Origin of the sequence: Paenibacillus sp. FSL M7-1414 (assembly GCF_038003195.1) — a bacterium.
In the GTDB taxonomy this organism is placed as follows: domain Bacteria; phylum Bacillota; class Bacilli; order Paenibacillales; family Paenibacillaceae; genus Paenibacillus; species Paenibacillus amylolyticus.
In genome coordinates, this window is sequence record NZ_JBBOOS010000001.1 from 982,709 (window position 1) to 1,003,958 (window position 21,250).

At 46.1% G+C, this 21,250-nt stretch carries 16 protein-coding genes and 1 riboswitch; of the genes, 12 read left to right on the forward strand and 4 right to left on the reverse strand.

Features of this window, described 5'->3' with window-relative positions; all coding sequences use genetic code 11:
• Window positions 1–322: 322 nt before the first annotated feature.
• The 3 genes from MHH92_RS04480 to MHH92_RS04490 all read right to left on the reverse strand — a co-directional run bounded on the left by MHH92_RS04480 (window position 323) and on the right by MHH92_RS04490 (window position 3,148).
• On the reverse strand, window positions 323–1,396 hold the full coding sequence (locus MHH92_RS04480; protein WP_340902224.1) for an ABC transporter substrate-binding protein: 1,074 nt from the start codon (window positions 1,394–1,396) through the stop codon (window positions 323–325).
• A 167-nt stretch (window positions 1,397–1,563) separates the two neighbouring features.
• Complete coding sequence (locus MHH92_RS04485) at window positions 1,564–2,394, reverse strand: ABC transporter permease (protein ID WP_340902227.1); 831 nt, start codon at window positions 2,392–2,394, stop codon at window positions 1,564–1,566.
• The gene (locus tag MHH92_RS04490) at window positions 2,381–3,148 is read right to left on the reverse strand and encodes an ABC transporter ATP-binding protein (RefSeq protein ID WP_340902230.1); all 768 of its coding nucleotides are present in this window, start codon (window positions 3,146–3,148) and stop codon (window positions 2,381–2,383) included. Before MHH92_RS04490 ends, MHH92_RS04485 begins: the two co-directional genes overlap by 14 nt.
• Before the next feature lie 157 nt (window positions 3,149–3,305).
• Window positions 3,306–3,408, reverse strand: a riboswitch (TPP riboswitch).
• Window positions 3,409–3,626: 218 nt separating this feature from the next.
• Here MHH92_RS04490 and MHH92_RS04495 point away from each other — a divergent pair.
• Both MHH92_RS04495 and MHH92_RS04500 read left to right on the forward strand, forming a co-directional pair.
• Window positions 3,627–4,502 carry a radical SAM/SPASM domain-containing protein gene (locus tag MHH92_RS04495; RefSeq protein ID WP_340902233.1) on the forward strand — a complete coding sequence of 292 codons (876 nt, stop codon included), beginning with the start codon at window positions 3,627–3,629 and terminating at the stop codon, window positions 4,500–4,502.
• A gap of 347 nt (window positions 4,503–4,849) precedes the next feature.
• Complete coding sequence (locus tag MHH92_RS04500; protein WP_036672662.1) at window positions 4,850–5,518, forward strand: pectate lyase; 669 nt, start codon at window positions 4,850–4,852, stop codon at window positions 5,516–5,518.
• Window positions 5,519–5,699: 181 nt separating this feature from the next.
• Here the strand turns inward: MHH92_RS04500 and MHH92_RS04505 are convergent, their stop codons facing one another.
• Window positions 5,700–6,653: a copper amine oxidase N-terminal domain-containing protein gene (locus tag MHH92_RS04505; RefSeq protein WP_340902236.1), complete on the reverse strand. Its 954-nt coding sequence runs from the start codon at window positions 6,651–6,653 to the stop codon at window positions 5,700–5,702.
• Between the two features lie 505 nt (window positions 6,654–7,158).
• Between MHH92_RS04505 and MHH92_RS04510 the strand changes: the two genes are divergently transcribed.
• From MHH92_RS04510 to MHH92_RS04555, 10 genes are all read left to right on the forward strand, one after another.
• Entirely contained in the window at window positions 7,159–7,752 is a 594-nt protein-coding gene (locus MHH92_RS04510) for an ECF transporter S component (protein ID WP_036672660.1), read from the forward strand.
• Window positions 7,753–9,324 (forward strand): ABC transporter ATP-binding protein, encoded by a 1,572-nt coding sequence (locus MHH92_RS04515; RefSeq protein ID WP_340902244.1) that lies wholly within the window; start codon window positions 7,753–7,755, stop codon window positions 9,322–9,324.
• Window positions 9,299–10,093: an energy-coupling factor transporter transmembrane component T family protein gene (locus MHH92_RS04520; protein ID WP_340902245.1), complete on the forward strand. Its 795-nt coding sequence runs from the start codon at window positions 9,299–9,301 to the stop codon at window positions 10,091–10,093. The genes MHH92_RS04515 and MHH92_RS04520 overlap by 26 nt, the downstream gene beginning before the upstream one ends.
• 100 nt (window positions 10,094–10,193) lie before the next feature.
• Window positions 10,194–12,497, forward strand: coding sequence for an outer membrane protein assembly factor BamB family protein (locus MHH92_RS04525; RefSeq protein ID WP_340902248.1), 2,304 nt, complete (start codon window positions 10,194–10,196; stop codon window positions 12,495–12,497).
• Window positions 12,498–12,628: 131 nt separating this feature from the next.
• Entirely contained in the window at window positions 12,629–13,438 is an 810-nt protein-coding gene (locus MHH92_RS04530) for a methionine ABC transporter ATP-binding protein (RefSeq protein WP_339285597.1), read from the forward strand.
• Window positions 13,435–14,106 carry a methionine ABC transporter permease gene (locus tag MHH92_RS04535; RefSeq protein WP_340902249.1) on the forward strand — a complete coding sequence of 224 codons (672 nt, stop codon included), beginning with the start codon at window positions 13,435–13,437 and terminating at the stop codon, window positions 14,104–14,106. Before MHH92_RS04530 ends, MHH92_RS04535 begins: the two co-directional genes overlap by 4 nt.
• Window positions 14,107–14,157: 51 nt before the next feature.
• Entirely contained in the window at window positions 14,158–15,015 is an 858-nt protein-coding gene (locus tag MHH92_RS04540) for a MetQ/NlpA family ABC transporter substrate-binding protein (RefSeq protein ID WP_340902250.1), read from the forward strand.
• Between the two features lie 422 nt (window positions 15,016–15,437).
• Window positions 15,438–17,435, forward strand: a complete 1,998-nt coding sequence (locus MHH92_RS04545; protein WP_405158575.1) for a methyl-accepting chemotaxis protein — start codon at window positions 15,438–15,440, stop codon at window positions 17,433–17,435.
• Window positions 17,436–17,506: 71 nt separating this feature from the next.
• Window positions 17,507–17,812: a PAS domain-containing protein gene (locus MHH92_RS04550; RefSeq protein ID WP_036672654.1), complete on the forward strand. Its 306-nt coding sequence runs from the start codon at window positions 17,507–17,509 to the stop codon at window positions 17,810–17,812.
• A 194-nt stretch (window positions 17,813–18,006) separates the two neighbouring features.
• Window positions 18,007–21,234 (forward strand): hybrid sensor histidine kinase/response regulator, encoded by a 3,228-nt coding sequence (locus MHH92_RS04555; protein ID WP_340902252.1) that lies wholly within the window; start codon window positions 18,007–18,009, stop codon window positions 21,232–21,234.
• The last annotated feature ends 16 nt before the right edge of the window (window positions 21,235–21,250 follow it).

The window sequence follows — 21,250 nt, forward strand, 5'->3', positions numbered from 1 at the left end:
ATTCGTTAGCGGTCGTAGCATGCTCTGTTTCGATCAAGTTAAGGAGCGTTTCAGCTCCCAGTAGGCTTGAAGATAAGCGCTAATTACATTACCAAATACATATCAACAAGCCACCCAAACGCATATCAATCTGCCCAGATGCACATCAAGCCACTTAGGATTGTTATAAATTCTGATCCTCCGATGCTTGCTTCAGGCCAATTCCATTTCGCAAAACTTCATGCATTCGATCCTACGTTTTGCTAACTTTGCTTTTAATCACATTGCTTTCATTCCCTTTATGTTCAATCACTTTTCCTTTATTCGCGTTGCTCTCCTTTATTTACTCTCCTTGCAGAGTAATAAAAGCATCCTCGGCTTTCACCGATTCAGGAATCAAATCCTGTTCAACGAGCCATGTACGTACATTTTCCCACGATTCCATTTCCTGCCGACCAAATGGTTGGCCTTCTTCATTCATGAGTGGTAGCAGAATTGCCAGGCTTTTGGTTTCGATCTCCGGGTCAAGCGGTGATGTTTCATTCTCATGAGCGAGCAGAATACTCAAGGCTTCTTCTGGATGCTCAGTCACATATTTCTGTCCTTCCTGGACCGCTTTGACGAACCGGGTAAGTTGGTCTTTTTTTGCTTCAATGCCAGCTTCACTTGCAGTCAGGACCAATTCATAATAATCAGGCACACCATAATCGACGGGGTTAATCGATTTCATGGCATGTCCTTCTTTCTCCAAAATCAATTGTTCATGGTTAATAAAACCACCCATAATCGCATCCGCTTGTCCGGAAGCCAGCGAAGGAATCAGATCGAACCCAACGTCGACCAGATTTATGTTGTCGGGATTGCCGCCATCCTTACTGATCATCGTGCGTACCATCGCTTCGTACAGAGGAATGGAGGAATAACCAACAGTCTTTTCTTCAAGATCTTTGGGTGAACTTACGTTGCCATTCGCTTCGGTCAACAGATGCACAAGCGGGTGGCGAACAACAGCAGCAATGGATCGTACAGGAATGTTCTCACCACGAGCGAGCAAAATTTGGGGCTGGTAGCTTAGGGCCAGATCAATTTTTCCGGCAGCAACAAGTTTGAGCGAATCATTGGTATCCGCAGGCATCTGAATATCGACATCCAGACCTTGGTCTGCAAAGTATCCTTTTTCCTGAGCCACATAGATGAAGGAGTGTACTGCATTCGGGTACCAGTCGAGCATGATAGACAGTTTATCTTTGGCGTCTGATGCTGGTTCGGTTGCAGACGGATCTGTTTGCTGTGTATTGGTTGCCGAATCTGTTGTTGGCGTATTTTGGCTAGTGTCTGTGGTGCTGCATCCGCTAACGATCAGCAAAAGGCTAATGAGTATGATGGGAAGCAGGGAGTATATACCTTTGTTATTCATAAATGAAGTTCCTCATTTCATCGTTTTGATTTGTAGAAAATGGGCAACAGCATGTTAACGATAATGTGACAATGAACTGATTGAAGATGTTGCTGAAATTGTGCATAAGATATGTTTTGTTTTGAAGATTGTAAATACTGTATTTGCATCTAATTTCTGTCTAAGTATTATCCAACGTTTCTTTTGCCTCCATGACGATGACGCCGTATGCTAAACCGTTTCTCCAGCCAGGTAATCAGTACAAACAAAACGATCCCAAGCAGGGATAACAGCAAAATGGCGGCAAACATCGCATCCGTGTTCATGTTGCTGGACATACGACGGCTGAAGTACCCTAGACCTTTGCTACCACCGAGCCATTCGCCAATCGTTGCCCCAACCACGCAGTACACCACAGACATCTTTAGCCCCGAGAAAAAAGAGGGAAGTGCCAGTGGAACCTGGAGTTTGCAAAAAATATCCCATTTGCTGGCGCCCATGGTGAGCAGTAGTTCACGCTGCTCCGGATCGCCTTGGCGGAGTCCATCGTAGGTACTGACCACAATGGGGAAGAATGCGATTAAGAACACCACCGCGACTTTGCTCCACAACGTGTAACCAAACCACAAGATAAATACGGGAGACAAGGCAATCAGCGGGATGGTCTGACTGATCACGATGAAGGGATACAAGGCTTTTTCAATCGATCGGTTCATATGCATGCCTGTTGCTAGCGTAATTCCAGTCACTATGGACAAGACAAAACCAACAACAACCTCCATAAAGGTAGCAGGCAAATGGATGGTCAACAGCAGACGACGATGCTCAACCAGTGAGCCTATGATGGCCGTGGGTGCAGGAATGATGAAGGAGGGCACCCATCCCATACGCACGATCACTTCCCAGATCGCCAGTAATAAGAACATGAGCATAATAAACAAACCACATTGGGAAAACGACCTAGAGAGCCACTTCGAACACCACGCCCAGACGCTGACCTCAGCTCTATCGCTTTGCATGCAATTGTTCCTCCAGTTGTTGTCTCATCTGCACGAGAGCCGGTTCGTAGATCATGTTCGAATGCCTTGGGCGTGGTAAAGGAACCGTCATCTCACGCAACTGCTGACCTTGCCCCCCTGGAGTTAACAGAATGATACGGTCACTTAACAGCAGGGCTTCTTCGATGTCATGTGTAATGAACAGCACGGTTTGGCCAATGCCCTCCCAAAGCTCCAGCAACCAGCGATGCATTTCTCGTTTGGTTAAGGCGTCGAGTGCACCGAAGGGTTCATCCAGCAACATGAGCTGCCCGCCTGTAAGCAAGGTACGAAGAAATGCCACCCGCTGCCGCATGCCGCCGGATAACTCATCCGGGTAGGCCTGTTCATAACCCGACAGGCCGAACCTTGCCAACCCAGCTAGGATGTTTGCCCGTAACTTGTCCTTGTCCTGTCGGCCTGGTGCAAGCTCGGCAGGCAGCATGCAGTTCTCCATGACGGTACGCCAGGATAACAGCAGATCTTTCTGCGGCATATAGGCGACTCGTCCGAGCCGTTGTCCTTGCGGGACATCAGCTATATCGATGGTGCCAACGGTTGGTTCATGCAAGCCTGCGAGCAGCTTGAAGAGCGTGCTTTTACCTGATCCGCTGGAGCCGATGAGCGAGACAAATTCTCCTTGTTGAACCTGAAGCGACACATTGGAGAGCACAGGGGACTCTTTTTTTTCGGGAAAAGCAAAGCTTACGTTGTGAATGGTTACATGGTTATCCATCTGATCCTCACCCCCTTGATGTCAGACTACTGCAATAACAACGGCATCCTATACTCTGCAAAAGGAACAAAAAAGACCCACCCATTTCCGGAGAAATGAGTGGGTCTGTAAGTTAAATCCGCAATTTATCTTCACATACATGAAAAATTCCGCTTACTAAAAGGCCGCTCCACTTCCCTCCGCTGGTATGATCCAGATCAGGTTCAAAGGGTCCGAATAGTCATATTCGTCTCAGCCGCAAGGCTCCCCTAGTGCAAAAGTTCAAGATATGCAGTTGTGTGTTCAGCATATATCACTTGAACATGAACTGTAAAGAGGCAGCATGATGGAATTGTTGAGATGAACTTGGAGTCAGACCCGAACAACTGAACAATTTACCTGGGCTCCCTAACCCGATATAATAGTGGTGGCGCATATTGGCCGGATCACAAAATGCAGGTGGGATTGTTCTCCCTCCGAAGCAGAATGGGGACCCGAGTTGAAAACGTTCAAAAAAGTATATATTGAGATCACGAGTATCTGCAATCTGGCATGCAGCTTCTGTCCGCAGACACAGCGTGCCAAAGGATTCATTGACCCTGAAGTCTTCAACAATATACTGGATCAAGTTAAACCACACACCAATCATATTTATCTACATGTCAAAGGTGAACCCTTGTTGCATCCCAAAATAGATCTGTTGCTCGATTCCGCACATGAGAAGGGACTCAAGGTGAACATTACAACGAATGGTACACTGCTGCCCAAGACTCAGCATAAATTGCTTGGCAAACCGGCGCTGCGGCAGATGAATTTCTCCCTGCACAGCTTCGATGGGCATGAAGGTTCAACAGATCGTGACGGGTATCTGCGTCATATTTTGTCCTTTGTACACGAGGCCGTTAAGCACAATGTCATCATCTCATTTCGGTTGTGGAATCTGACACAGGATAACTTCACGAATGCTCAGATGAATCGAAATCGGGAGACCCTTGAAGTATTGGAACGTGAGTTCAATCTGGATTTCCGCATTGAGGAAAAAGTAGTTCCAGGTAGCGGGGTCAAAATTGCCCCGAATGTATACCTGAATCAGGACCATGAGTTCCGGTGGCCAAGTCTGGATGCACCTGAAGATGACGGCAAAGGCTTCTGCCATGCACTTCGCGGTCAGGCAGCTGTGCTTGTAGATGGAACGGTGGTTCCATGCTGTCTTGATGGCGAGGGTGTCATTAACCTCGGTAACGTTCACGAGAAGTCATTCTCGGAGATTATTGAGGGTGAGCGAGCGAACAATCTGGTATATGGCTTCTCCAAACGCGAAGCTGTAGAAGAGTTGTGTAGAAAGTGCGGTTATCGTCAGAGATTTGGAGCCTGATATTTTATAACAGCAAGCCAGAAGACATTCAAGATCACACATTTGGAGACAAATGTAGTGGTCTTTTTTTGTTATTGGGGATTAAGTGAGGGGTACAAACGTTACAAATGAGCATACCAGAGGTTGATATGAGCATATTGCTTGAGAGACCTAGCATGCAAAAAATGCCGATATGACAGGGATTGTACGATGTCATGATATATCTGATCTAATGATTATTCTAGTTACCTTCCTTATTTGGTAGGATTAGGTTGTTGGTCGGACAGAGGTGCACCTCTGGCGAACTTCCAGTACAAGCCCAGGCTGTACATTACCAAAAAACGAGAGAATAAGGGAGGAATAAAGTTATGAAAAAAATGTTGACGTTGTTACTGTCCGCTGGTTTGGTTGCTTCTATATTTGGTGCAGTTCCGGCTGCGGCTGCGCCTACGGTTGTAAATTCAACTATTATTGTTCCAAAGGGCACGACCTATGATGGTCAAGGCAAAACATTTGTAGCTAATCCTTCCACACTTGGCGACGGATCTCAAGCAGAAAATCAGAAGCCAGTCTTCCGTCTGGAGGCAGGGGCCACGCTCAAAAACGTAAACATTGGATCACCAGCTGCTGATGGTGTTCACTGTTATGGCAACTGTAATATATCGAATGTGGTCTGGCAGGACGTGGGCGAGGATGCACTGACATTGAAGTCTGCCGGAACGGTTAACATTACCGGTGGGGCAGCGTATAAGGCTTATGATAAAGTGTTCCAGATGAATGCAGCTGGAACAATTAACATCAAAAATTTCCGTGCAGATGATATTGGCAAACTGGTTCGCCAAAATGGTGGAACTTCCTTTGCAGTTAACATGACGCTGGATAACTCCAACATTTCCAATGTAAAAGATTCGATTATGCGTACAGACAGCAGCACATCACAAGGGAAAATTACGAATACCCGTTATTCCAAAGTACCAACGTTGTTCAAGGGGTTTGCTTCAGGGAAAACGAGCCAGTCTGGGAACACGCAATATTAGACAGAAGATTGAATCGCTGGAGTTGGTAAAAGTTTAAGCTCTGCTTGTAATTTGAAGTTAAAATATAACGCCAAAAAGAGCGTTCCAAGGTCATTGTTACAATGACTTTGTGGGACGCTCTTTGTAATGCAGATGTCATAGTATAGTTCTGCTGAGCAATGTTTTATAGAGGATGCTCAAATTATTGCTCTCCCGGAACTTCAACGATGACTTTGCCTTTCTCGGGGACAACAGAACCGGTATCAATAGAGTCCAATTTGTTCATGATTTCGTAAGAGGTTTCTTCAAGCATGCGAGAGTACTTAAATGATACGAGTGTTTGACCTGCTACGGAAGGACGAGTCCCTGCTTCAGCAACGGCTTTGTTTTTAATAAAGAACAGGTCACCGATGGTTCCGGCATTTTTGCTGATGTTAGCCTGCCATTGTAGCAGTGCACTTCCATTTTTAAGGATATAATAACTGATCAGATCGTTATCCTCAACAACGAAGAAACGATCTTTTTTGTCTTGTTCAAAAATGTATTCAATGGATGAATCCACTGGACCCAAAGGGTTGCGAATGTCCAGACGTGCTTGTCCCAGTTCAGAGAAGCGTGGCAGATGCAGTGCGGCTTCACGCGCCACAGTCAGATCGGAACTGTTATATTCTTTTACAATCGTAGCATCGGTAGTGTAAATGTAGGCTTCCTTGGCCTTCTGGTTCCACTGCACCTTGGCACCAAAAGCTTCACCGATGGCACGGAGCGGAAGCATCGCTTTACCATTCACCAGAATCGGCGCTGAGGATAATGTCGCATTCTGACCGTTTTTCTTCATTGTTTTGCTGTTAGGTGTAAGGACATACTTATCGCTGCCTGTGCTAATGCTGATCTCTTTTGTTTTGTTATTGTAACCAAACGTATAGTTGCCGAGGAATTGAAGCTCCGTCAATGCCACGTACGTAATACCCTGCCGTATGACAACATCATATTGAGCTTGAACATTGTTAATATAAGCTGTCGGTTTAGGTTTAGTTGTTGCGGCTTCCGCCACAGTGGATGAGAGTAAGGCAGGTGCCGTGCCTGCGGTGAGTATCGAAGCGGCAAGGACCATTTTCCATGTTTTAAGTTGCCAAATAGAATTGTAATCTTTCATCACTATCAATCTCCCTTCTAATGTTTAAGACGGACTACATAACCTAAATGTTTCATATTATGGAAAGTGAACCATCAGATTCTTTCCCCTGTTACCCCAAATGAAGCATGATGCTTTTTCTAGGGATTGCCACAAATACCCATCTGATGTACATTAGAAGCAATGAAATAAGTGAACCGGGAGCTCAATGAAGTTGGGCTGAGAGAGTGGCCTTGTGCCGCTGACCGTACATCTGATCTGGGTAATGCCAGCGTAGAGAACATGGATTTGCGATATGTAAGGGTGAATTGTGGGAATGAACGTGGATGAACAACAGACCTCTTTGAACTGTGGTGGTGTATCTGCCATGACGGAGGGGGGCTGGTTGATATTCCGTATTTTCGACATCCATCCAATACATCATTGTGAGGATTGTACACTGTACGTAAGGCCTGCCCGGAACCGGGGAGGCTTTTTCGTTTATTTTGATAACCCCCACAGGGAATAAAGGAAGGACGTAGAGAACATGGCAACAACAGCAGGCAACAAACGATTGAAACTAACGGATATTCTGGTAACCATCGTGATCGCAGTAGTGTTTGGGGTGATTTACAAGATATGGGGACCTACATATGACTTGATGAAACCATTTGGCGTTCATGCGGAGCAGATGATCTACGGCATGTGGTTTATGGCGGGCACGTTTGCTTTTGTTATTATTCGTAAACCAGGTGTGGCTATTCTTGCTGAAGTTGCGGCATCAACGGTAAGTGCTTTTCTGGGTAGTGAATGGGGCATGTCCACACTTGTATACGGTCTGTTGCAAGGATTGGGAGCCGAGATATTCTTCGCCGCATTTTTGTATCGCAAAACCAATCTGTTTGTCACCTGTCTTGCAGCCATAGGAGCCGCAGCGGCTTCGCTTTTGCTGGATTACCAGTACGGGTATATTGATTCACTCTCGGCCTGGAACTACACGTTATTTATCGGATTCCGCTTCATTGGGAGCATCTTGATTGCTGGAGTGTTCGCTTATTATCTCGCCAAAGCATTGGAACTGACTGGTGTAACGCGTTCGCTCAGACCGGTATCCAAACAAGATTATGAGGCGCTGGATTAGATGAACGGGGAAGAGAATTCGCAAGCGGTAAGTGTGACTAATCTAAGATGCAAGTTCCCGGGAGAGAAAGCCTTGGTATTTCAAGGCTTGTCTCTTTCTGTGCGTCAAGGAGAGAAAGTGCTGTTGCTTGGCCCGAGTGGCTCCGGTAAATCAACGTTATTGCAAATTCTGAGCGGTCTGATACCACGTTCGGTTGAGATTCCGATGAAATGTGATGATATTCAGGTTCCCGCCAAAGCAGGAGTGGTCTTTCAAGATCCGGATACCCAGTTCTGTATGTCATTTACAGATGAAGAGATCGCATTTGTTCTGGAAAACCGAAATATTCCGCGTGAAGAGATGCCTGCTCTGATTGAATATTATCTGAAACAAGTGGGGTTATCCTTTGAACAGAATCGTGTATTGATCCAGTCCATGTCTCAGGGGATGAAGCAACGTCTTGCGATTGCTTCGATGCTTGCCATGGACCCGGAGGTATTGTTTTTGGATGAACCCACTGCACTGCTGGATGATGAGGGGACTTCCCAGGTGTGGGATACGGTCAGACGGATCGCCAGTGACAAAACAATCATCATCGTTGAACACAAAATAAACGAGATTGTGGATATGGTCGACCGCATCATTGTGTTATCACCTGAAGGAAAGATTGTGGCGGATGGGCCAGCACAGCAGGTATTTACTCATGAACGGGAAAAGCTGAAGGCTTATGGAATCTGGTATCCGGGTGTGTGGGATGAGCACGAGCAGGCAGCTAAGCAAGAAGAGGGAAGTGCTTCTGGAGAGCTTCAAGTGTGTGTGGATCACGGCATCTCAAGTTTGGAAGCACAGCAATCGTCTGGCTTATCCGATACACCGGGTATATCCCCCATATCTCACGTCTCATCCTTATCGCCTGTATCACCCGGCTATCAGCCTGCACTGGACTTGCAACAGTTCACCGGATGGCGTGGGAAAACACCCTTCATTCAGGTAGAACAGGCCAAAGTATGGCATGGGGATTGGATTGGTATTGTCGGAACTAATGGAGCTGGCAAGAGTTCATTGTTGTTATCTCTGATGAATATCCTGAAAACAACAGGTCATTATGAGGTGGAAGGTCAGCCTTCTGGCAAAACGGAGCAGCTTGCAGATCGAATTGCGTTTGTATTTCAGAACCCGGAGTTTCAATTTGTGACCAACACGGTCGCGGAAGAAGTGGAATTCTCATTACTGAGGGGCAGGCTTTCAACGGAAGAAAGACTTGTCAGGACTGATCATATGTTGAATCAATTTGGACTAATCGACCTGTCCGAGCGCCATCCCTACCAATTATCGATGGGGCAGAAACGACGCTTGAGCGTTGCCTCTGCACTGGTGAGAGAGCAGCGAATATTGCTGTTGGATGAACCTACTTTTGGACAGGATGCACGCAATACGTTTGCCATGTTAGCACAGCTGGAGCAATTGCGGAGAGAGGGAACAGCTATTGTCATGGTTACCCATGATCGTGAAATTGTAAAAAGATATTGCACCCGAATCTGGACGGTAGATGAGGGGAGGTTATCTGATGCAACTGTCGTTTCCTCACCGTGAAACCTGGCTTCATAACGTCAACCCGGGATTAAAGATGATCATTCTGACGATGATGTTTATCATCGTTATCCTCATTCACAATCTGAATGTAATGGCCAACGTTGCGGTGGCGATGATGTTATTACTGTGCTGGACAGGTCATCCGTGGTACAGATTGATGCTGTACGCATCACCATTCATTCTGGTGTTTATCTCCACGTCTACAGGTATGATGATGTTTGGTAAGGGCGAGACCACATGGTATAAGTGGGGACTGATCCACATAACCGAAGAGAGTTTCTATCGCGGTCTACACTTGGGTTTTCGCTCGCTGACTATGGCCGCGGCAGGGTTACTCTTTGGTCTTACGACCAAGCCTGTGAGACTGTTTTATTCCCTGATGCAGCAGTGGCGGCTTCCCGCAAAATATGCCTATAGCTTTCTGGCCGCGATGCGCATGATCCCCATTTTGCTGGATGAATTCCAGACGCTCCGTTATGCGATTCGTATTCGTGGAACACAGCAACGCGGCTCTCGCTGGAATGTGTATGGTACACTCAAGCGTTACGCTATTCCGCTGCTGGCACAGAGCATTCGCCGTGCACAGCGAATGGCGGTAGCAATGGAAGCGAAAGGGTTCACAGATGGCGCGAGCCGAACGTATTACATTCAGATTGGCTATTCGCGAGCTGATCTGTGGTTTGTATTTTATTATATGCTCACCTTAACGGCTGCTTATTACATCGGGGTTACCTTTCCTTATCATGCTACGATGGTGGATGTAAGGTAATACGGGCAGATAGATAGAAATATATTGAGGTAAACGGTAACTTTTTCCTTTTTACTGCGTCTCTATTGGAAATACTTCTAATGAATGGGGATGAACGAGAGTGAAGACGGGTCCTGACTGGCAGAGAACGGGGTACAAATGGATTACCATGACTGGATTATCAGCTGTGCTGTTGACGGGCTGGATGCTGCTGGATTCCAAAATGGTCGCCCTTGAAGGACAAGCTTTGGCTACAACGCCACAAGCATTGGGGGCAAGTTCCCAAGTCTTAACTGCAAAGTTAGCTTACAAACAAGGAGACACCGTTACGCTTATTAATGACATCCCTCTGTTCAAAAACAGAAGGGACGGCAGTGTGGCTGCTGACCAGATGGGGATTGAATACTATACAACAAAAAACGAAAAGTATACGTTGGCCTCGGTTCGAGGTGAGTGGGTGCAACTTAAGTCAACCGAGCATGGAGACTTTTGGCTGCCAAGTTGGTATGCCCTGAAGGAGAGCAGAAGCATGACGGAAACAGCTCCCCAAAGCTTCACACTCCAATCAGGCAGCAAGTTGTATCTGGTTCCAGATAGTTCTACAACTTGGTCTAGTGAGAAAGCGCTCACAGATAAGGCTGTTATTGTTGCAAAGTGGAAAGGCTGGTATGGGGTCTCCATTGCCCCACGAGTCTGGAATAAAGAATCCTTCACGTATCGGCCAGGACTCTTCTGGATCAAGGCACAGGCTATAGAACTGCGGATGAATGTGGCGGATGGCTGGTTCCAACAGGATGCATCGCTGCCAACTTCGGTTATACGCCATCTGACAGATATTAAGCTGAACAAAGCAACCACCTCCAAACAAGTGGCTGAGTGGTTAGGCGAGCCGGATTGGAAAGAGAGTTCAAGCAATCTAAATTTCACGGGTTATTCAATGAGTATTGGACAGACCTGGAGATATGAGCGGGAAGATGCGCAATTTCTGGTCACATTCAACAAGAATGGCAGACTGGTCAGAACACGCTGGAATTTAGCACAGGATAATCGAAATGCTGTCGTTTCCGATTGGAACATCAGTCGGGCGGATGAATATGGGTTCACAACAAAAATCTATGGCACAACACTGCCAACGACAATCCCTTGGAAACCGGTATGGACCAACCAGGGGGATATTAACTACACTTTTTTACAAGCAGCCACGGATGATGTACTCCTGATGAAAGGGGATGACGGTGGATTTAGCGGGGATTACTACGAAGGTTCCATATATGCTCTTGACCGACATTCGGGCCAGAAATTATGGGGGATTAATGGGGGCTTTGGAAGACAGCAGGCAGAGGTGGATGCAGAGCGCAAATACGTTACAATCTACACCGATTATGACCCTGATAAGAAAAAATACGTGGATCGTATTCATCATCTGAACTTGAAGAACGGAAAGGTCATGTGGACGTACACTCCTAAGCAAAATTTTAGACTAAATGGCATCACCGCTGCGAAGAACGTTGTGGTTGTGGATAACCCGGTTGTTGAGAGCTCAAGCAACAGTTGGTTAACGGTTCTGGACAGTGCAAACGGAAAAACATTGTGGACGCGAAAACTGGCTACGGGTTATGAAATATTGAACAAGAGTGCAGATGACCCCTATGTGTTGTATTGGGAAAAGAATAAGCTGGTTGCAGCCGATCCGCAATCAGGGCGAACCGTATGGAGCTTAAAGGGCAAACGATCCACCATAGAACAATTTTGGAATGATCCATATACTGGTGGAATTGAACGTCTTGATCCCTTTGCAACCACGAATGCTGAAAGATGGCTATCACTAGATAATCAGTGGCTTCTGCTTGATCTGAACACGGGGAAAAAGCTTGCCCAATTCCCTGCTCGGGTAGGACAGAGATTTGAGGAGCTGAATGATGGCATGCTGTTGATCCGTGAGAACAAGAATGGCAATCATTACGGAGAATATGAAGATTTTACAACCACCCTGTATGATGCCAAGACAGGCATAACACGCTGGACGCACAAGGGCAAGATTGAACGAGGACTGGTGGAAGAGGATCAGTTGTATGTGATTAAGAATGGCTACCCGGCGGCTGTGGATTATAAAACGGGGGAGACGCGCTGGGATACCAAAGATACGATTGCAACACTAAGGCATCCGACGAATCAGGGAAGTTATCTGGTCATTGATGATCAGTTGCTGTTGCCCATGGACGAGAATTTGCTCGTAATGAACAAAAAGAATGGAGCACTGTTAGGTCGTGTACATGACGTTGTGATGGGAAACCCGGAGCACCGGGACCGGGATGCGAAGAATGGAATGATTAACCGGATCGGTAATGAAGTGTATGTGGGTTCGTCCAACGGACGTTTTCGTGTATATGAAGCCAGCCGCCTGCAGGAGGCAATCTCACCTTAAAAGCTTGTCTCGTAAGGGATGTTGATTTATTATAAATGAACAGGCTTGCTCGCGCTCCGGTTATCGGCTGTGCGGGCTTTCTTCATGTGTTCTTGAAGAACCATGCATGATCATTCACGGGAGGACTCTCCATGATCTCATTATATGGTGTAAGCAAACGTTATAACGAGCGCGGTTCCCGTGCAGATCAGGGATTCGAAGCATTAAGCTCGGTGTCCCTCGAAGTGGGACAAGGAGAAATACATGGCATCATTGGATCGAGTGGTGCAGGCAAATCCACACTTCTGCGGATGCTCAACGGGTTGGAAAAGCCGGATGATGGTGAGGTTGTTGTGAATGGGCAGCACCTGACCCAGATGAATGAACAGAGTCTGCGTCAGGCACGAAGATCCATTGGCATGATCTTTCAACACTTCAATCTTGTCAGTAACCGAACGGTGAGTGGCAATGTCTGCATGCCATTGGAGCTTGCGGGTATGCCCCGTGCGCAGCGAGTTGAACGTGGACTTGAGGTGCTGCGGTTTGTTGGACTGGAAGACAAGACGGGGCAATATCCTGCTCAGCTTAGCGGAGGACAGAAGCAGCGTGTGGCGATTGCACGAGCGCTGGCCAGTCGTCCGGATGTGCTGCTCTGTGATGAACCGACCTCTTCGCTTGATCCACAGACCACGAACGGTATTCTGGATGTGCTGCGACATATCAATGAAACGCTGGGCGTGACCATTGTTGTAGTAACGCATGAGATGGAAGTGGCTCGCAGACTATGTCACAGGATATCCGTCATGAAGGATGGGCGACTCGTTCGTACGTTGTCTAAAGCGGAAGTGAGCAGTATCCCTGCTCCGCAGCCTGATCTGTTGACCTCCTTGCTTGCGGGTGACGAATACGGGATGACAGGTTCGTCTCTGTTCCGTCAGGCAGAAAAGGAGGACAAGTCATGAGGTTACCTGAGTCTGTGCTGGAATATCAGCATGAGATATGGCAGGCGATCGGAGAGACTTTTGTTATGGTGGGTATCTCCATTGCGGCAGCTGTTCTGATTGGGTTACCTCTGGGTACACTGCTGTACTTATTCCGGAGAGGACAACGGTATCAGAATCAAACGCTGTCCTTTGTACTCGGCAGTGTCGTTAACATCGTTCGTTCGTTTCCGTTCTTACTGCTGGTTGTATTCATGATTCCATTCACACGGATTGTTGTGGGAACGTCCATAGGTACGCTGGCGGCAACCGTGCCACTCTCGGTTATTGCCATTGCCTACTACGCCAGACTGGTGGAACAAGCGTTGCTGGATGTACCGAGGGGAGTGGTTGAAGCTGCTTCTTCCATGGGGGCATCGACGATGCAACTTGTGGTGAAGTTTTTGTACGTGGAGGCACGATCTGGTCTTGTACTGGGACTCACAACAGCTACGATTAGCTTCATCTCCTACTCGACGGTGATGGGTATTGTAGGTGGCGGCGGGGTTGGTGACTTTGCCATTCGCTACGGTTATCAGCGCTTCGAAACGGAGATTATGGTATTTACGATCATCATTATGATTATCCTGGTACAGATGATCCAATTCACAGGTAGCAGACTGTCCCACTGGCTGGATCGCAGATCCTGAACGGTTGGACCGTGCATTGCATTATTAAGAATAACCAATACAGATTATACGATGAGGGGTAGACATGAAATGAAAGTGAAAATGATGCTTATGTTGCTTGCAGTAATGCTGGTTGTAGCTGCTTGTGGCAAAAAAGAAGAAACACCTGCGGCTGAAGGAACAAAAGAAGATACACAAGCTGCACAAGAAGTTACGCTGAAAGTAGCCACGTTGATTCCACCGATGACAGACGTACTGGATATTGTTAAACCGCTTTTGAAGGAAGATGGCGTCAACCTGGAAGTTGTTGTGCTGTCAGATAACGTTCAACCAAATACGGCACTCGCGAACAAGGAAGTGGATGCAAACTTCTTCCAACACGTGCCTTACATGACCCAGTATAATGAGGCGAACAATGCCAATCTGGTGGCTGTACAGCCTATCTATAATGCCATTTATGGCGGCTACTCCAAAAAGTACAAAACGATTGAGGAATTGCCAGAAGGTGCAACGATTGCAATTGCAAACGATCCTTCCAACATTGGTCGCTCTCTTGTGATGCTGGAGCAGAACGGGTTGATTAAGCTGAAAGAGGGCGTAGGTTTTAACGCCACACAGGCAGACATCACCGAGAATACAAAGAACTTCAAGTTTGAGGAAGTGGACTTGTTGATGCTGGCCCGCATGATGGATGATGCTGATCTGGTAGCCATGACACCGGCATATGCCAGTCCGCTCGGTCTTACACCGAAGAAGGATGCACTGTTAACCGAGAAGGATGATTCCCATTTTGCAATCACCATGGTTGCCCGTGAGGATAATAAGGACTCCGAAGTGATCCAGAAGCTGGCTAAACGCATGGCGGGTCCAGAGGTCAAAGCCTTCTTCGAAGAGAAATATGCAGATATCGCGATCCCGGCATTTAAATAGAGATACGTTGGTCCAATGTAAATAACCTTTAGATCTGAGCGATAACGCTTGGATCTTTTTTTTGTCGTCCGCTTGCTTATTAACAAGTATTTAGAAAGTTAACAATTTGGTCATATCCCCGGAACACTTTATTTAATAGTTTTTTCGTATAATTTGTTTGAAAATAGTTCTTTTGGATTATAAATTAAGAGATTTGTTCGAGTTTTGTAGTGTAAAGAGTGTTTTTCACAAGAAGTGAGACCTAGTTTTTTGAAAAGATGGTTTACAATCTATGAGAGCTATACAAGAGCTATATAAGTTGTATGAATCATTCAGCAATTGGCGGTTGTTCTGTCATCGGAGTGGCAAGTGTAAATAATCACTAGTTCAACTTATAAGTAGATCAAGTAAAACTAAAATTTATCTGGAAGAGGTAGAGAAATTTGTCCCGAAAAAATAGCAAATCGACCTGGTTCAACAAGATGCATAAGAACTTTAAGACCAAGCTGGTGGTGTCCTTTATTGCTTTCCTGGCCATACCTTCGTTAAGTATTGGAGTTTTATCGTATAACAGTGCAAAAGATGAAGTGGAGAAGCAAATTTTACATAGTGCGATGGAAAATGTGAACCTTGCCAGTGCAACGATAGATCTTTCAGTCAATGCCAAGCGGAACCACATTGAATATTATGCGAGTACACTCGCGGAGCAATTGCGTCAAGAAGATGCCGAGGTTCGGGTTGTGAACGAATTGAAGGGGTATGCCGCACAGAACAAAGATATCATCACCATAGGTGTAGGCACAGAGGCAGGTGTGTATCTGATGTCCTCTGATGCGGAGATGCCTGAAGATTACGATCCGCGAACAAGACCATGGTACACAGAAGCGATGGGTACTCCACAGCAGGTCATTGTTACAGACCCTTATATTTCTGCCGAGACAAAAGAGATTACCATTACGATTGCGAAGGCACTGGAAGACCAATCTGGTGTGGTCCAACTGGATCTCAATCTGGCGGACATTAGTCAATTAGTTAGCGGAATTAAAGTTGGAGAAAAGGGACATCTGATTCTGCTGGATGCCAGCGAAAAGTATATCTATCATCCGACGATGCAACCTGGAACAGATGCAACAGAAGATTTTTGGACACAAGTGTATACGAATGAATCCGGTAATTTCAACTATACCTTTGATCAGGTTGATAAGGTCATGTATTACGCCACGAATGCATCCACGGGATGGAAGGTCGCTGGCACCATGTTCTCCTCTGAAGTTGAGGATGCCGCTGCACCTATTCTGAATCGAACGATTATGGTCATCGTTTCTTGTCTTGTCATCGGAATTTTGATCATCTGGCTGGTGATGCGATCGATTGTTAAACCGATCCGTCAGTTGAAGGATCAGGCGATTCAGGTGAGCGAAGGGGATCTAACCCAGACCATAATAAGTACAAGCCATGATGAAATAGGTGAACTGAGTGAGGCTTTTGGCAAAATGCAGCACAATCTGCGTGTGTTGATTCAAAATGTGGAGAACAGCGCCAGTCAGGTAGTCATCTCATCGGATGAAATGACTCAGAGTGCGGAATCAACCAGTGCAGCCAGTGAGCAGGTAGCGCGAGCCATTCAAGAAATTGCGAGTGGTGCGGAGAAACAGACCGAAGGTATTGAACATAACCATCAGGCCATGAATGAAATTACGATTGGTATTACAAGAATCGCCGAACGTTCCATACATGTCGCTGATTTGGCGAAACATACAACCGTACAAGCAGAAGAAGGCGGCAACACCGTCAAGCAGACGGTGAGTCAGATGCAATCGATTCAAGAGACAGTAGAACAGACAAACCAATTGATTCAGGCGTTATATGAACGATCACACCAAATTTCAGCGATCACGGAGTTAATCGGAAATATAGCCAAACAGACAAACCTGCTCGCGCTGAACGCATCCATTGAAGCTGCTCGTGCAGGTACACATGGCAATGGATTCGCCGTTGTAGCAGCAGAGGTTCGCAAGTTGGCAGAGCAATCCGGGCAGTCCGTCAATGAAATCACCGTGCTGACTACGGCGGTACAGGAAGATATGGCTGCTTCCGTTCGCATGATGGAGAAGGTGACTTCAGAGGTTGGAGAGGGCATGGACATCTCTACAGAAGCGATTCGGAAGTTTGAACGTATTCTGGATAGCATGCGGGAAACGACACCTCAGATTGAAGAGATTGCTGCCACATCGCAAGAGATCACAGCAGGTGTGCAGGAAGTATCTGCTGTATCCAATGAGTTGGCAGGCATTGCGTCAGGCAACGCCGCAACTTCCGAAGAAGTGGCCGCTTCCTCAGAGGAGCAACTGGCAGCGATGGAGCAGATTTCTTCCTCGGCTCGTGGCTTGTCTACCCTGGCTGAAGAGCTGCAGCGTCTGATTAGACAGTTTAAGTATTAAACGGGGTCGTAGAAGAGAGTATCATACCGGGACAGCATCACATCATGTTTCATTAGAGGGAGTGGACAACCATGCAACTGGAACTCAAAGCCTTCTTACTGCTAACGGATGCGGTCATGATTACAGATGAGGAGGGTGTGATTCTGGATGTGAATTCCGTTTATGTAACCAAAACAGGATTCTCACGGGAGAGCACCATAGGTCAGCCTGCCCGATTGTTAATGGATACCCACTGGAGAGGAAATCAGACCTGGTCCGGCGTAGCCAAACTGATGAAGGCTGATCAGGAAGTGTGGGAAGCCCAAGTTACGATTACATCGGTTCATTTGGATGATTCTCTTTTTTATATCAGCATATTTAATGATGAATTTTCATGAAAAAAAACGTTGTTTGGTGATAAGGGGATGTTAGCTGAAAGTAGTAATTATTTTCAAAAAAAATGGTCAATATCGTCAATTGAATAAGGGAGCACGGCATACTATGATTTGTGTACTGAGGAACTGCGACCATGAATCTGACAACATTCATTGAATGCATGAAATCCTGAAGTCGTAATGTGGACGGTGACCATTTGCTACGCGATCTTGTATTAAATTTCACGCTAATTTTGATCTTTGTTTTCCTAATTCATCACTATCTGAACCATACAAATGCTACCCGTTCAACATCCATCACGACTCGGATCATTATTGGTATTACGCTGAGCATGTTGGGCACGGCGCTCTATTATTTCTCTATTGTGCTTGAGGATGGTACATTGTTGAATTTCCGGGGCAGTGTGTATCTGCTTGCTGCTTATTTTGGTGGGAGTGGCTCTGCTTTCGTTACTTTTGCATTCATGTGGATGTTTCGGATTAATATGGGGCGTAATCCCTTGTTGGAGAACTGGCAGTATGCATTGACAGAGTTGTTATTTGTCGTAGCCATATGTCTGATCTTTAAGTATATCAGGGGATTTATACAGAAGTGGTTGTCCGGAGCGTTGCTGTTGATTACTGTGTATGAGTTTTCTGCACTAAAGACAAATTCCCCTTCTCTGCTAATGATGGGGCAGATTCTCTTTTTTCAATGTATCTGCCTGCTGTCCGTCATATTATTCCTGTATTATCTGAACCAAAATCATCGATATAGGAGATTGGTCATTCAGAGGGATCAGGAAATGCTAGAGATGCTCCGTATGCAGCCGGGTTTTACTTTTAAAATCCGAAAACAGAACGGAAAATTCGAGTATCTTGTGCTTGAGGGAGAGATGCTCTCCCGACTGGGCTTGGATATGAGTAGTCTGAAGCAAGATTACAAACTGGGCACATTGGATATTTTACCTCAGGAAAAGGTAGAATTTCTGCGAAAGCAGTTTAACCGGGCATGGGAAGGGGAATCTTTTTTTTACGAGATTGAGCATGGAGGTTACTATTCGCTGGTGAACGTTCGCCCTCTGCGAGAAGAGGGTATGGTGAAATATGTCGTGGGATATGGACTTGATATTACGGAGCACAGAGCGGTTAAACGAAGGATTCAAGAAAGTGAAGAGCGATATCGAACACTTGAGCGAGTGTCGACAGATTGGTTTGTCGGTTTGGATAACAACAGATGTATTGTGTCAGTGAATCAGAAATTTCTGGATGTTCTCGGTCTCGGCAGGCAGGAAGTGATTGGGCGTCAGCTTGAAGAATTGTTGTTCATTGAGCAGCTGGAGAACTGGTTGTTCGTTTTCCAAAAAGCCTTACATCACAATATAACACAGGATACGGAACTGAGTTTCATTGTTGGAGAAGGTCGTGAGCAGCATGTTCGGGTTCACCTATCCCCTGTTAAAGTATTAAACTCGAGTGAGAAAATCAAGGCAGTCATTCATGACATTTCGGATCACTATAGACGTGTTAAGGCTGACAAAGCAAGCCAAGCGAAGAGTGAGTTTCTCGCATTCATGAGCCACGAGATTCGTACCCCACTGAGCGGTATTATCAACTTTTCGTTGTTGCTTCAACGGACAGATCTATCTCCACAACAAAAGGATTATTTGAGTAAAATCAATGCGTCCTCCCAAACCTTGCTTACCCTCGTAAATGATATTCTTGATTTTTCGAAAATTGAGGCAGGCAAGCTGATGTTGGAGAAGGTCTCTTTTTCACCAGAGGATGTGATCAAACGTGTGGCAGATCAGATCGGTGTGGCCATCGGGCACAAAGATATCGAAGTGATCTTTACAACCGATCCCGATCTGCCATTAACGGTGATTGGTGATCCGTTCCGACTTGAACAGGTGTTATTGAATCTGCTCAGTAATGCGATTAAATTTACGGAGCATGGATATGTAACGTTGCAGGCAGAGGTTCTTTCATTGGAGGCGGAGCGAGTTCATGTCCGTTTTGAGGTACAGGACACGGGAATCGGAATGTCACCCGAACAATTGGAACGGCTCTTTGTCCCGTTTACTCAAGCGGAACCCTCGACGTATCGAACATATGGTGGCTCTGGTCTTGGGCTGGTCATCTGTTACCTTCTGGTCACCTCTTTGGGAGGAAGCTTGCGGGTGGATAGTGTTTTGGGAGAGTACAGTCTGTTTTCATTCGACTTGATATTTGAACTTGCAGATTCGGAAGAAGAAGAGAGCTTCTCCCTGCAGACACACCCTCTCTTATATGGTGCGAATGATGTGGTTATCATTGAAGATGATGAACGGATGGGCGCAAATCTGAAGCAGCTGCTCTATTCATTCGGGATGAATCCGACGCTGTATACTTCCTTGAACCATATGATGGAAAGTGATTGGTATGTCCATCATGTAGATGGGGCAAGTTCCATGATCATGATGATGGATATGGATGCAGAGGAGACCGTCAACGGATCGTCATGGGACAGTTTCATGAAGCGAATGAATCAAACCAAATTTCAAATGGTGGGTTATACCCATGCTTTTAGTGAAAATGCCCTGTGGAGTGAGGAGAGATCCTTTCGCCCGGATCTCATGATGATCAAACCGATTACACGTCTGGGATTGTTCGAAGTATTACTTGCACTTCAGGGTGAAGGGCCATTGGAGAAAAAGCGGATGATAGAAGGTGATGAATCCTACTTGCTTAAATCCAAAGGGCACATTCTGATCGCTGAAGATCATGAAATCAATCAACTGGTCATTCGGGCCATGCTAGAAAATACTGGATTCAAGGTTACGCTGGCAGATAATGGCACAGAGGTTTTGAAGAAATTGGACGAACAAACATGGGAACTGATTCTGATGGATCTCTATATGCCAGCTATGAACGGAATTGATGCAACGCGACACATTAGGAAGATGAGGAAATATGATCGTACACCCATTATTGCGCTTACAGCGAATGGTTTAAAAAGGGACCATGAATTATATCTTGAAGCAGGTATGAATGCCATCCTGACTAAGCCCATACATGAACAACAGCTCGCAGACATTTTGGAAATATGGATTGATCTAAAAGGCATAAGGGAGATCAATGGAATTGATGCAGATAAGGCGATCAGACAGATGGACGGCAAGCCACATATTCTGCAATATGCGCTCACGAAATTCAGAATGGAGTATGACTCGTTTCAGAAAAAACTGGCGATTCAACTTCAGCAACAGCAGATTGCTGATGTCATTCGTAGTGTTCATTCTCTTCGAGGCGTAGCTGCGAATCTGCATGCAGTGGACCTGATGTGTGCAGTTCTCCAATTGGAATCGCTCTTGTCCCGTCCGTTATTCAAAGATGAGGAACAGCGTTCGGTATTGGAGAAGGTACAACAGGAAATTGATAAAATTACCGAGTCTCTTCCATGGTGATCGGAATGAAGCTGTG

Coding starts and splice junctions, on each gene's coding strand:
- MHH92_RS04480 (WP_340902224.1), bottom strand. CDS start 1,396: ATGAATAACAAAGGTATATACTCCCTGCTTCCCATCATACTCATTAGC.
- MHH92_RS04485 (WP_340902227.1), bottom strand. CDS start 2,394: ATGCAAAGCGATAGAGCTGAGGTCAGCGTCTGGGCGTGGTGTTCGAAG.
- MHH92_RS04490 (WP_340902230.1), bottom strand. CDS start 3,148: ATGGATAACCATGTAACCATTCACAACGTAAGCTTTGCTTTTCCCGAA.
- MHH92_RS04500 (WP_036672662.1), top strand. CDS start 4,850: ATGAAAAAAATGTTGACGTTGTTACTGTCCGCTGGTTTGGTTGCTTCT.
- MHH92_RS04505 (WP_340902236.1), bottom strand. CDS start 6,653: ATGAAAGATTACAATTCTATTTGGCAACTTAAAACATGGAAAATGGTC.
- MHH92_RS04510 (WP_036672660.1), top strand. CDS start 7,159: ATGGCAACAACAGCAGGCAACAAACGATTGAAACTAACGGATATTCTG.
- MHH92_RS04515 (WP_340902244.1), top strand. CDS start 7,753: ATGAACGGGGAAGAGAATTCGCAAGCGGTAAGTGTGACTAATCTAAGA.
- MHH92_RS04520 (WP_340902245.1), top strand. CDS start 9,299: ATGCAACTGTCGTTTCCTCACCGTGAAACCTGGCTTCATAACGTCAAC.
- MHH92_RS04530 (WP_339285597.1), top strand. CDS start 12,629: ATGATCTCATTATATGGTGTAAGCAAACGTTATAACGAGCGCGGTTCC.
- MHH92_RS04535 (WP_340902249.1), top strand. CDS start 13,435: ATGAGGTTACCTGAGTCTGTGCTGGAATATCAGCATGAGATATGGCAG.
- MHH92_RS04540 (WP_340902250.1), top strand. CDS start 14,158: ATGAGGGGTAGACATGAAATGAAAGTGAAAATGATGCTTATGTTGCTT.
- MHH92_RS04550 (WP_036672654.1), top strand. CDS start 17,507: ATGCAACTGGAACTCAAAGCCTTCTTACTGCTAACGGATGCGGTCATG.